The organism is Nocardia sp. NPDC058058 (assembly GCF_042885355.1).
Classification (GTDB): Bacteria; Actinomycetota; Actinomycetes; order Mycobacteriales; family Mycobacteriaceae; genus Nocardia.
In genome coordinates this window covers 735,763-748,930 of record NZ_JBHVSA010000003.1, presented here as the reverse complement: position 1 = coordinate 748,930, position 13,168 = coordinate 735,763, and the positions used below count along the sequence as shown (strand labels likewise).

8 protein-coding genes are annotated in these 13,168 nt (G+C 64.5%); all 8 read left to right on the top strand.

The features are described from left to right. Positions 1–578 precede the first annotated feature (578 nt). The 8 genes from ACFVUS_RS27055 (at position 579) to ACFVUS_RS27020 (ending at position 13,161) form a co-directional block, all read left to right on the top strand. Complete coding sequence (locus ACFVUS_RS27055) at positions 579–1,490, top strand: MinD/ParA family protein (protein WP_387772152.1); 912 nt, start codon at positions 579–581, stop codon at positions 1,488–1,490. Continuing rightward, positions 1,487–3,010 carry a type VII secretion integral membrane protein EccD gene (eccD, locus tag ACFVUS_RS27050; RefSeq protein WP_387772149.1) on the top strand — a complete coding sequence of 508 codons (1,524 nt, stop codon included), beginning with the start codon at positions 1,487–1,489 and terminating at the stop codon, positions 3,008–3,010. The genes ACFVUS_RS27055 and eccD overlap by 4 nt, the downstream gene beginning before the upstream one ends. A 221-nt stretch (positions 3,011–3,231) precedes the next feature. After that, positions 3,232–4,365, top strand: a complete 1,134-nt coding sequence (gene mycP / locus ACFVUS_RS27045; protein WP_387772146.1) for a type VII secretion-associated serine protease mycosin — start codon at positions 3,232–3,234, stop codon at positions 4,363–4,365. A 50-nt stretch (positions 4,366–4,415) separates the two neighbouring features. Further along, positions 4,416–6,077 (top strand): type VII secretion protein EccE, encoded by a 1,662-nt coding sequence (gene eccE / locus ACFVUS_RS27040; RefSeq protein ID WP_387774717.1) that lies wholly within the window; start codon positions 4,416–4,418, stop codon positions 6,075–6,077. Positions 6,078–6,099: 22 nt separating this feature from the next. Next, positions 6,100–6,453 (top strand): helix-turn-helix domain-containing protein, encoded by a 354-nt coding sequence (locus tag ACFVUS_RS27035; protein ID WP_387772143.1) that lies wholly within the window; start codon positions 6,100–6,102, stop codon positions 6,451–6,453. Between the two features lie 75 nt (positions 6,454–6,528). Next, on the top strand, positions 6,529–7,542 hold the full coding sequence (locus tag ACFVUS_RS27030; RefSeq protein ID WP_387772140.1) for a discoidin domain-containing protein: 1,014 nt from the start codon (positions 6,529–6,531) through the stop codon (positions 7,540–7,542). Positions 7,543–7,724: 182 nt separating this feature from the next. Further along, positions 7,725–8,222, top strand: coding sequence for a hypothetical protein (locus tag ACFVUS_RS27025; RefSeq protein WP_387772137.1), 498 nt, complete (start codon positions 7,725–7,727; stop codon positions 8,220–8,222). A 97-nt stretch (positions 8,223–8,319) separates the two neighbouring features. Next, complete coding sequence (locus ACFVUS_RS27020) at positions 8,320–13,161, top strand: NAD-glutamate dehydrogenase (RefSeq protein ID WP_387772134.1); 4,842 nt, start codon at positions 8,320–8,322, stop codon at positions 13,159–13,161. Positions 13,162–13,168 lie beyond the last annotated feature (7 nt).

Here is a 13,168-nt window from a genome sequence, read left to right as displayed (position 1 = left end):
GCGATACCGGCACCAGCGGTCGCCCGCCGGTCGCGGGGCACGGTCATCACCAGCCGAACCCGGCATCGGGCCGGGCCCTCCCGCCCGAACCGGGGGGTAGCAAATCACCCAATTCCGGCATCGATTTCGCGCCCGGGCCCCATGACACCCGCCACGGCACCGCGTCGGAGCACCCAGCCATCGGCGGCGAATCGCGTCGGGCTCACGGCCGTGAAACCAATCTGGAACACAATGATGAAACGGTCCAACAAGTAACGCCCAGTGCGGCTTTCGCGCCCGCCGCGGTGCCTCCGCCACACCATGTCTACGGCAGTCGCTCGCCTGGCGCTCCACCCTCAGATCACGACGTCCAGGCCGCCCCCGGGCCGCCTGTCGCCGCACGAACATCGTCGGCCAACCCAGCTTCACATCCCGCTTCCGTTCCCCGCCTTCCCGTTCCGAATTCGTTCCAGCAGCCAGCGCCGCCAGTCGCATGGACGCCACATTGGATCTCCCATCCCGAATCCAGTGGGTATCAGGCCCTGCCGATCTCGCTGACCTCCAACGAACTGCTGGCCGATATCGCTGCCAGTCGACAGGTGCAATTGCGCTCGACCACCGGAATGCGTGGTGCTTTGAACAAGGTCGGGTTCAATATCGGCCTGTCTCCCACCGAGCAGCGCACCGAGCACCGACATGCCCGCATTCGCCGTCAACTCGGCGCGGCGTATCAGGTCGCGGTGTTGAATGTGAAGGGAGGCGCCGGCCGGACCACCACCGCAGCCACCCTGGGCGCGACCTTTGCCGCACTGCGACCCGACCGGGTCGCCGCCATCGACGCCAACCCCGATTTCGGTGACCTGGCAGCGCGCACCAGCCGCCACCCCTACGGACTCACACTCCGCGACCTGGCTCAGGAACGTTACCTGGATGCCTTCTCCTCCGTGCAGTCCTTCGCCTCGATCACGAGTTCGGATCTGGCTGTGGTCGCGTCACCCTGGACGCCCGCTACCGTCGATCCACTCTCGGGTCCGGAATATCTGGCCGCCGCCGATATCCTGCGCCGGCACTACAACTTGCTGATGGTCGACTGCGGTACCGGGGTGCTCGGTTCGGCCGCAGGTGCGGTACTGGAATCCAGTGATGCCGTCGTATTGGCCACTCCGGCGACCGTGCGTGGGGTGACCGGTGCGGTGGCCACCATGGAATGGCTGAACGCGCATGGACAGCACAACCTGGCCGCCAATTCGATTGTCGCGATCGTGCTACAGCATCCCGCCAAACCGGTGGTGGAGGTCTCGCGCATCGAGGAATTATTCGCTACTGCCGGACGGCCCACCTTCGTCATTCCCTATGACGAGCATCTGGCAGAGGGTGGCGAGATCGATCTGCGACTGCTGGAGCGGGATACCGCCTTGGCGTTCGAGGAACTCGCGGCCACCGTATCCGATGGATTTCCGGACAATCTGATGTCCGGCTACGGCCGGACCGAACGAGGAGGACGGCAGTGAACGCCCCGTCGGCTGTGGCCGCACCCCCCGCCGCGGTACCACAGCCCGCCGAGGTCGCCCGCGCGCGCGTCGCGATCATGGTCGCTACGCACCAGGTTGATGTGGTGCTACCGACCAAGTTCAGCATCGAGACCTTCATGGATGATCTGCTGTCGGTGCTGGCAGCCATTATCGACGACCCGATTGTGGATTTCACTGCCGCCACCGGGCACTGGACGTTGGCCCGGCCGGGCAAGGCACCGCTGCCGCGCTGGAGCACCCTGACCGAGCACGATGTTGCCGATGGCGCGCTGCTAATGCTGACCACCACCGAGTCGGCTGAAGTATTCGACCCGGTGGTGGAAGACATTACCGACGCCCTGTCCCGGGTAAATGACCGGGAGTTCGCCGAATTCGACTCGAGGACAGCCGCATTGACGGGATTGTCGGCGTTCGGGTCCGGCGCGTTGGTGATCACAGCGCTACTGTCGTGGTCGTGGATGCGCACCGGCTCGGTGCTCTGGTGCGCGCTACCCGCGCTCGTGCTGGGTCTGCTTTGTGTGCTCGCGGCGGGCGCGACGCAGCGCCGCTATCAATCACCCCGGCTCGGGCTCGGATTGATTCTGACGGCGATACCGCTGCTCGCCGCCGGCGCGGCCATGCTGGTGCCTTTGCCCTACGGACGGCACGGCCTCTTCGAAGGCTCGAATCTGGCCACAGGTGCGGCCGTGGCCACCGTTGTCGCCACGATCCGACTGCGCTCGACCCGGGTCGGTCTGCCCGTGTTACTAGGGACCGCGGTCCTCGGATCGCTACTGACTGTCGCTGCGGGGTTCGCCTCCGCCCTTGGGTTTTCGGTCCGCCAAGTTTCCGGTGCGGCGGTCCTGGCGGGGTTGTTGTTGCTGACCGCCGCGCCGCGCCTGGCCGTATTGGTGGCGCGGATTCGTCCACCCGACCTGCCTGATCCGGGGCGGGAGGTCGACCATGGCACTCTGACCGACATATTCGACGCCGAGGCCGCTGGTCCTGGTGAGGAGGAACAGTCTGCCGCACAGCGTAACCGGGCGACGCTGTCACTGGAGAACCGCGCCCGGCTGGCGGTCAACGGGCTGCGCGGACTGATCGTCGCCGCCTCGATCGTGCTTGCCGGCGCGGCCGTGCTCTCGGCTTGGCAGAGCCCCGGCAGCGTTCGCGAAATCGTCCTGGCGGTGGCCGTTTCGGGCGTGCTGATCCTGCGGGCCCGCTGGTACCCGGACCGAGTTCAGGCCATGGCTTTGATCACTGCGGCCGCCACGATAGTCCTCGGCGTCGGATTTGTGCTGGTGGGTGCGTATTCGACCGCGCCGTCTCGACTGGTGGTCGTGGTAGTGATCGCTGCGCTGGCCATCGCTGGCTGTGTTGCCGGCGCGCGGCTGCCTACGGTGCGCCTCTCACCGGTGATACGCCGCGTCATCGATCTGATCGAGTACGCGTTCGTTCTCACCGTGCCAGTGCTCGCCTGCTGGATCATGGGCATCTACACAGCGATGCGAGGGCTGTGATGAGACGGCGTGGCGCGCCCGCGCTGTTCGCCGCGGTGTTGTCAGTGGCAGTGGTGGCGGCCCCGGCTGCGGCGGTTCAGCCGCCCGAATTGCTCGTCACCCCACCGCCGCACGATGATAGGCCGGGTCCGGAGTACGCAACCAAACAGAACAGGGCCTGCGTCGAGGTCGGGGTATTACCCGATAGCGATCCGGCCCAGGTCCCGCCGCCGGAACGAGCGTTGGATCTGCGGCGCGTTCGCGCGCTGAGCTCGGGAACCGGGGTCACCGTCGCGGTCATCGACACCGGGGTCGACCCGAACACCCGGCTGCCCAATTTGGTGGGTGGTGGTGACTATGTCCAGTCCGGCGGTGATGGTCTGTCAGACTGCGATGCGCACGGCACGCTCATTGCCGGAATCATTGGCGCCGCACCGGATGCGGTTGATGCCTTCGGTGGTGTGGCTCCCGATGCCCACATCATCTCTATTCGGTACCGCTCCGGGGCGTATGCCGCTGAGGGGTACACCAACTACGATGCGGCGCAACAACTATCGACTCAAATTCGAATTATGGCGCGGGCGATCACGCGAGCGGCCGAGCTGAACGCGGACGTAATCACCATCGCGCTGCCGGTATGTGTGCCTGCCGGCCTCGGGGTTGACCAGTCCACGCTGTCCGCCGCGATCAACTACGCCACACAGGTCAAGGGGGCGCTTATCGTTGCCGGTGCCGGCGACGCGGGCAACGGCTGTGAACAGAATCCTGAAATCGATCCTGGCCGCCCCGCCGACCCGCGAAATTGGAACGGTGTCAAAACGATCTCCAGTCCGGGCTGGTACTCGACCGCTGTGCTGACTGTCGGTTGCACCACCGCCACCGGCGAGGCCATGGCGGAATCGCTGGCCGGTCCGTGGGTGTCGGTCGCTGCGCCCGGCACCGGCGTCGAGTCACTCGGGCCGGGTGGCGGTGGTTTGATCAACGGACGCGGTGAGCCCGGCAAACTCGCGGCGGTCGGCGGCGCTTCGTTCGCCGCTGCCTACGCCAGTGGTGTGGCGGCCCTGCTGCGCTCCCGATTCCCGAACGAATCCCCCACCGACATCGCCGCTCGTTTGCAAGCCAGTGCGCACGCTCCCGCGCGGACGATAGACAACAGTGTCGGCGCAGGACTGATCGATCCGCTCGCGGCTCTGAGCTATCGCATAGCGCCTGTCGCACCAGCTGGGCTGTATAGCGGTGCGGTACTGGACATTCCGGCGCCGCCGCGCGCCAAGGACCAGCGTCCCGGCATCACCGCGCTCTGTGTCATCGTTGTGGCTGTGCTGCTCGGTGTTGGCTCGAACGCGGTGTTCAGCACGCACCGGAGGCGGCGTTGAGCGATTCACGTATAGGAGTCGGTGGGATCGGCCGTACACCATTGGCAGTCGTGGTTATCGGCGGCGGTCCAGTGCTGGCCGCGATGTCGGCCCGAACGCCATGGTGGACGATCGCGATCGTGGCTTCGGTCGCGATGGCGGCGACCGTGCTGCGTGTGCATTCCCGGACACCAGTGGAGTGGCTGGTGATCTGGGGGGGCTATCGTTTCGGGCGCGCCGCACGGGTAACCCGCCGCGCCGCAATGGCCGAGGTGATCGATGTCGAGACCGCAGCCGGTCCGTGCGGTATTCGTGTGGGCGATACCGTACTGGTGGCGATGATCCAACTCGTGCCGAATCTCGATCTGCCGACAATCATCACCGACCAGACTGTATACACCGAGGACACGCTCCCGATCGCCCTGCTACTCCCACTGCTGGAGCAGTACGGCATCACCGTCGATATCGATATCGTGACCACGGGCCGTCGTGCCCGCTCGAACGGCGACTACAGCATGTTGTACGACCAGTTGATCGGCTCGCATCCGGTGATCGGTGACCGGCTGACTTGGCTGGTGGTACGCCTGGATCAGCATCGGAATCTGGAGACTCTGACCCGGCGCGGCTCGTGCGAGGTGACGGCTCCACGAGCCTTGGCGGCGGCCACCCATCGGATCGCGACCAGGCTGCGCGAGCATGGGATTCTAGCTCGGTCGCTGCCCGCCGCCGCGGTCCATGAGGCGACGTTGCTGCTGCATACGGGGGTTCGGCTACCAGACTTGCGGGAGGAGTGGGATCACCTCGCTATGGGCAATTCGGGACGGCAGGTGGCCAGCTTCCTCGTCGACTGGACACGTCTCGGCGATGCGGTTCTCGACGATTGCTGGAGTTGGAATCGTGGCTGGACCACCGTGGTGATCGGACTGTCCAGTGGCGAGCACGGGCCGCGCGGATTGGTTCGATTTTTGGGCCCCGAGCCGGAGGGTCCACTGCCCGGGTACCTTCGCCCGCTGATCGGCCGCCAGTCCGATGCCTTCCTGGCCACGTTGCCGGGGGAGAGATCGATCCGTGAACTGCCTCGCGCCGATCGAGGCGGTGATCTTGCCCCTGCGGAGGTACTCGCCGAACTCGTTGTGCCCATCGGCCCGAACGGCCAGATCCTGGGCGCGATCAGCGGTCAGCCACAGCACACCTTGGCGCTGCCATTGTTCGATCCGGTCCCGTATCACCCGCGGCGCCGGTCGGTCGATATCCGGGCGGCGTTGCCGGTCGCGCAGCAGATTGTCCTGCGTGCGATGGTGGTAGGGGCCAGCGTGCGGGTGCACTCCTCCCGCCCGCACGCGTGGATCCCGCTGGTCAGCGCTGTTGGTGATCCGCTGTCGCTACGGTTGGCGGCCGATCCCGGTGACCTCCAGGAAGATCCGGATACCCCGCCGGCCACCCTGGAGGTGTTCGACCGGATGTCACCGCGCGGTTCCGGGGCCAATGCCACGGTCACCATCGGTGATCCGGGTACCCGGCCGCGCAGGTCTGCGGATCTGGCGATCGAGCAGGTCGATGAGGCCACGGTCGAGATCGGTATTCCGATGCGTACGGTGCGGGTCGACCTGATCGAGCCTCGCGGCGAGACCAGGTACTTCGAACAGCCGCCGGGTCTCCCGATCGCCGGGCCCGACTCTGCCGCAGTGTTGCCGACGCCGGTGGGTTCACCGGCTTCGGTCCCTAATCCATGAAATGAATCGAGGTGGGGAAGTAGTGTCCTTGGGCGTGGTAGCGGATTCTCAATCACGTGATGGTGACGGCCGGTCGGTCGGCGAGGACGATGAACCGAGTCCACGTCAGGCGGCTGCGGCGATATTCTCGCGCAAGCTGTCGGCGTTGATCTCCGAATCGATGGTGTCGACAGAGGACGGAGCCACCAGATCGCTGACCTTGTATTCACTTGCACAGCACCTGGAGCTCGCGTATCCCGACGTACCTGTATCCCAATCAGGTCTGTATCGACTTATTCATGGTGATGCCATTCCTCGACTCGATTTGATTATCGCGCTGGCTCGGGTATTCGACGTGCCTCCGGAGTATTTCGTCACAGGAGAGCGGAGAGGCTGAATGCCGAAAGGAACTTCTCGGCAGCGGGAATAGCGTGAATTCTAATTCGCGGTTCGCCTGGATACGATCCGAGCCATGCCCGACACGGACCCGGCGGATATCTTTCTCCAACACCGGGAAGCGGTCCTGGAGGCGTTGCTGTCCGACCCATCTTTGGGTTGGGCGGGTCCGCCTGCAGCGGATCCGCTCAGTGGACTCGATGACGATCATCCGTTCGCTCCCGAGGCGTTCCCCGATGCGGCGGTCAACTCTGGTAGCGGCCCGAAGGCCAGTGAGCGAATTCTCGCTCTACTGAATGGGGAGAGCGCGAACTCGGGGTTCGATTGGCCGGATTATGCCCCGCCGCCGCCCGCAGGGAATCTCGCGCCCGCACCATCCGCCGAGGAGAACACGGAGCCGTCGGCCTCGTCCAGAGCCTCCGATCCCGGCGCCGCGCGGTTCGCCAGTCCGATTCGCGATCTAGTCTTGCGGGCGCGTAAACCCAAGGTTGCGTTGGCAATCGGGGGCGCGCTGCTGCTCGTGGTAGTGGTGGCGATTCTGACCTCCGGCGGCTCGCCCGATTCTGCGGGCAATCGGACCGTGATCGCTACTGCTACCGGCCCGGTGAACCCGGCTGGTCCAACCCCGTCCACATCCACCACCCCGACTGCTGGTTCCGCCATCCAAATCAAATCCGCCCAATCGCACTGTCCGCCCGGTGGCACGCCGGCTATGGACGCGTTCGTGGGAACCGGTAAGGCTTGGTCGTGCCCGCGGGCCTACAGGGTCGACGGTCAGGTCCTCATCATCGATCTGGGCCGCTCCTACCGGGTCGATTCGATCGGAATGGTGCCCGGCTGGGACTCGATCGGCTCGGATGGTGCGGATCAGTGGGCGAAATACCGTACTGCCAGCCGGATTTCGTATAAATTCGACGACGCCAATGCGACCACTTATACCCAGCAAACTCTGGATCAACGTGCTTTGGTTGTCACGAAAGTAAACCCGGAGATCAGCACGACCAAGATCGTGGTGACGGTCCTGGAGTCCAAGGGTGATCCGGCGATCAATTCGATCGCGCTGTCTTCGATGGTGGTCACGGGACATTGACCATTCTTGATCTGATCTGTGACTACTGTGCGCACCGCAGCCCCGGTGGCGCGGCCAGCTGCGTGCACTGCGGTGCGCCCCTGGCCAAGGCGGTGGCCGGCGATCCTCTGGCCCTGATCGGACCTGCCATCGCTGGCGCCGAGAAGGTGATAGGGCCAGCGGGGAGGTCCGTTGGAGACCTGGTGAAGGCGGCCACCGGCGCGAGCTCGCCGGTTCAGCAGTGGCGCGCCGCGCTGGTGGCCGTGGTGGCGTTGGCGGCGGTGGTCATCTGCCTGATGCGGTTCTGGGGGCCGGACCTGCATCCAGCTGGCTGGACAACAGCGGTCCAGACATTGCCGCAGACCTTGAGCTCCGCCGCGACCTGTCATGAATCCGGACAAGGTGGCGAACTGTGCGTGATCGCGGCCGGGGATCCGCTCCTGGCCGCGGGAATCGGTGGGGGCCATGAGCTGGCGTTCGCGGTGCGGGTAGTGGGTGCCGATCAACTTTCGAATGATGTGCGGCAGTGGCGATCTGCCCGGCCAACGGTGGTAGCCGACGGCGCGGCATTCATCGCGATCAGTCTCACCTGGAATATCTGGTACGCGGATACCCAGTCGGGCCTGCGACTCGAGACTGGCTCGCTACCCAGTGCTGCTGCCGCTCGTGGCTTTCTGTTGCGATCCGGGTTGCTCCGATGACGGCATGTTACAGTGAATAACGAGCCGTTAAATAATGGTACATTGAAATGGTGCTGTGACCGCAGGGTGCGGCTCGAATCTCGGGAAGGTGCGGACCATGGTGGCGACCACGCTGCAAATGCTTTCGTGGCGGAAGCTCCGTGAAGACCCAGCGGACCTCGAGGCGGTCTATTTTCGCTGGATACGACCGGACGCGACGGTCGCGATGGTGACCGACCGTGCCGGGCAGATCTTCCGTCAGCATCTCGAGCTGGCGGCGTCACGTCGCCTGGGCAAAGCGGTCACCCGCGTCTACCGTCCCGGCGACGACAGTGGACTCGGCGCGGCCATCCAGATCGTCAACGACGATATGCCGCTGTTGGTCGATTCGGTCTCTTCCCTGCTGCGCCGACTCGGAATCGTCGTCAGTGAGATTATCCACCCGGTTTTCGATGTCTTGCGTGATAACCAGGGCCGATTGCGTGCTATCGCCCCGGGCACCGGCGCTCACCCCGAAGCGAGCGGCCAAATAGTCGCCGAATCCTGGATTCATGTGCAACTCAGCTCGGCGATCGACGAAGCCCTCTTCGATCGCATCGAACACGCTCTGCCAAGTCTGCTCGCTACAATCCGCCGAGTAGCCCGCGACAGTGCCGCCATGGCGACAACGCTGTCCACCGTGGCTGCGACGCTCGACCGATCCGCAACCCGCGAAAGCGACGCCGAGATCACCGACTACGCGCCCCTGCTGCGCTGGCTCGCTGACGGACGCTTCACTCTGCTGGGATACGGATATCACAGTGCCGCAAAAGATCCCATAGCAAGCGGGCACCCCGAATTGTTGCGCAAGGCTGGACTGGGAGTGCTGCACGATCGAGTGGACGCGGAGCTGGACATCCCTGCGGCCACCCCTGGCCGACCGGTTCTGTGCGTGGCCAACGGTTCCTTGGATGGAGTATTGCCCGGTTCCCCCGATGGTTACATTGTCAGTGTCACGGATCTGGCCTCGACCGAGTCGAGTCGCGGCACGCACGTTTTCATCGGAACCTTCACGGTTGCCGGCCAGCATGAAAACATCCTGGACATTCCAGTGATCTCGCGGCGCGTGCACCAGGTGATGGAATGGGCGGGTTTCGGCCTGAGCTCGTTCTCCGGCCAGGAGTTGCTTGAACTGTTGCAGACCTTCCCGCGTGCCGAGTTGTTCGCCACCGACGCCAGCCGCTTGTTCGAAACAGTGTCTGCGGTCATGGATCTGGGCCTGCGCCGACAGGTACGGCTTTTCCTGCGGCCCGAGCCCCGCAGCGGTGCGGTGTACTGCCTGGTCTATCTGCCTCGGGACCGCTACTCCACCGAGGTACGGCTGCGGATGCGCGATGTGCTAAGTGCTGAGTTCGGTGGCGAAAAGATCGACTATTCAGCGCGGGCCACCGAGTCCGAGCTCGCCGTTGTCTATTTCACTGTGCATCGACCCGTCGGCGCTACTGCGGCTGATGTCTCGGAGGAAAACCGGGCGCGGATTCAGGAATTGCTCTTCGCCACCACCCGGTCTTGGTCCGATCTACTAGTCGCCGAAGCCGCGCGAGGCTCGGGAGTGCCGCCTGAGGTCGCCGCCGACTATGCCGCCGCCTTACCGTCCACATATCAGCAGGAATTCTCGCCAGTGCGTGGACTATCCGATCTGCGGCGTCTACGCGCCCTGGCCGATGGCGAGATCGACACCCACCTGGACAGGCTTCCGGACGCACGTGCGGGAGAGTGGCGATTTACGCTCTACGTCCACGGTGCGGAGGTTTCTCTGAGTCGCGCACTACCCATGTTGCACAGCCTCGGCGTCGAGGTGCTTGATGAAAGACCCTACCCGCTGGTGCTGGCGGACGGCTCGCGGCGCTGGATCTACGATTTCGGGCTGCGGATTGCCGCCGACATCGACACACAGGATTCCTTGCCAGGCAACGATATTCGGCAGCGGTTCGCTGATGCGGTGACCGCTATGTGGTTCGGTGCTATCGAGATCGACGGACTCAACGAACTTGTATTGCGCGCGGGCCTGGCCTGGCGGCAGATCGCGTTCCTGCGCGCCTACGCTCGCTATCTGCAGCAGGCGGGTTTCGCGTACTCCTACGGCAACATCACCCGGGTACTACAGAGCCATCCACATATCGCGCGCGCCTTCACCGAATTGTTCGAGGCTCGTTTCGATCCAGCTCGGGCGGGCGAGCTCGCCACTATCCGGGGGATCACCCTCGAGGAGGAGTTGAATGCGGAGATCGACGCGGTGGTCAGCCTCGACACCGACCGGATTCTGCGTGCCCTGCTCGGCCTGATTGGCGCGACCTTGCGCACCAGCTACTTTCGCACCGATCGGATCGGCGGCCGGCGGGACTATCTGTCATTCAAGTTCGATCCCCGCCGCGTCGCCGTATTGCCCGAGCCCCGTCCGCAATTCGAGATCTTCGTGTACTCGCCCCGGGTCGAGGGCGTGCACCTGCGCTTCGGTCCGGTGGCGCGCGGCGGGTTGCGCTGGTCCGACCGCCTGGAGGATTTCCGCACCGAGATCCTGGGCCTGGTCAAGGCGCAGGCGGTGAAGAACGCGGTCATCGTGCCGGTCGGGGCCAAGGGCGGCTTCGTGGTGAAACAGCCGCCGCTGGCCACCACCGATCCGGTCAACGATCGCCAGGCCCTGCAGAACGAGGGCGTGGAGTGCTACCGCACCTTCATCTCCGGTCTGCTCGATGTCACCGACAATGTGGATCGCGCTACCGGACAGGTGATTCCGCCCGCGCGGGTGCGCCGCCTCGACGAGGACGACACCTATCTGGTGGTCGCGGCCGATAAGGGCACCGCCACCTTCTCCGATATCGCCAACGATGTGGCGAACCGGTACGGCTTCTGGCTGGGTGACGCATTCGCCTCCGGCGGGTCGGTGGGTTACGACCACAAGGCCATGGGCATTACCGCTCGCGGCGCCTGGGAATCGGTGAAGCGGCATTTCGCCGAAATGGATATCGACACCCAGACAACGGATTTCACCGTGGTCGGCGTCGGCGATATGAGCGGCGACGTATTCGGCAACGGCATGCTGCTGTCCCGGCATATCCGCCTGGTGGCCGCGTTCGACCATCGCAATATCTTCCTGGATCCCAATCCCGACGCCGAACGCTCGTTCGTCGAGCGCGAGCGCATGTTCGCGCTGCCGCGTTCTTCGTGGGCGGATTACGATCGCGCGCTGATCAGCGAGGGCGGCGGCGTTTTCGACCGCACGGTGAAGTCCATTCCGATCACCACCGCTGTGCGCACGGCATTGGCCTTGGATTCCGGAGTCGCCATGTTGTCCCCGCTCGAACTCATTCGCGCCATTGTGAAGGCCCCGGCGCAACTGCTCTGGAACGGCGGTATAGGAACTTACATCAAGGCTGCCAAAGAAAACAACACTGAGGTCGGCGACAAATCGAACGACGCGGTGCGGGTCGACGCGAAAGATTTGCGTGTCAAGGTGATCGGTGAGGGCGGCAATCTCGGTATTACCGCGCTGGGTCGAATCGAGTTCAGCCTGGGCGGCGGCAAATGCAATACCGATGCGGTTGACAATTCCGCCGGCGTGGACTGCTCTGACCACGAGGTCAATATCAAAGTCCTACTGGACAGTGTGGTCGCTGCCGGCGAGATGCCGATCACCGAACGAAATCTACTGCTGGCCTCGATGACGGAGGAGGTCGCCGAACTCGTTCTGCGCGACAATATCTCGCAGAACTTTCGGCTCGGGATCTCGCGTGCGCATGCCCCGCAGATGGCCGCGGTACATAGGCGAGTGCTCACCGATCTGGAAACTCGGTTCGGGTTGGACCGCACCTTGGAGGCGCTCCCGACGGACGTGGACATGGAACGGCGAATCGCGTCCGGTACCGGCCTGACCTCGCCAGAACTGGCAAACCTACTTGCACATGTGAAGCTTTCGATCAAGCGCGAACTGCTGGCAGGTAGTCTGCCGGATCATCCTGCGTTCTCGGCCGCACTGCTCGGCTATTTCCCGGAGCCGTTGCGCGAAAGGTTCGGCGTTGCCCTGCAACGGCATCCGCTACGCCGGCAGATCATCGCCACGACAATCGTCAACCGCGTGGTCGACTACGGCGGCACAACCTACGTCTTTCGGCTCGCTGAGGAGATGGGCGTCACGACCGAGGACGCGATACGCGCGTTCACCGCGGTCACGGAGATTTTCGATCTGCACGCACTTTGGCATCGCATCCGCACCACGCCTTTGCCGACAAAGGTGCGCGATGAACTGGAGTTGGAGACCAAACGCACCCTGGATCGCGCGTCGCGTTGGTTGTTGACGAACCGGCCGCAGCCGATCGCGATCGGCGCTGATATCGCACGCTATCGGCTTGGCGTGCGAGCGCTGAGCCCGATGGTGCCCGCCTGGCAGCCCGGACGTATCGCCGATACCTTGCTTGCCAGGTCCCAGGCCGCGATCACCCGGGGTGCCCCACGAGATCTGGCGGAGCAGGTATATCTGCTTATTCACCGTTATCCGCTACTGGATGTCATCGATGTCGCCGAACTCGCCGACCGTGAGGCGCGTGATGTCGTATCGCTCTATTACTCCCTCGACCAGCACTTCGATATCCAGCGCCTGCTCGATGCGGTGGTTGGTTTGGAGCGCAGCGATCGCTGGCGCACGCTGGCACGCCTCGCGGTTCGTGATGATCTGTACGACTCGCTGCGTGCGCTGACCCTCGACGTGCTGAACACCACCGCCACCGAGGACAGCACCGCCGACAAGATCGCGTACTGGGAGTCGATCAACCGTTCCCGTCTGGTCAGGGCACGTGCCGCGCTCGCGGAGATTTTCGCCACCGGTGTCCTGGACCTGGCTACGCTCTCGGTCGCGGCGCGACAGGTGCGCAGCATGGCCGGCGGTGCGGATTCGGTCGCCGCCACCTCGGCCGCTCAGGAATGAAATGAGG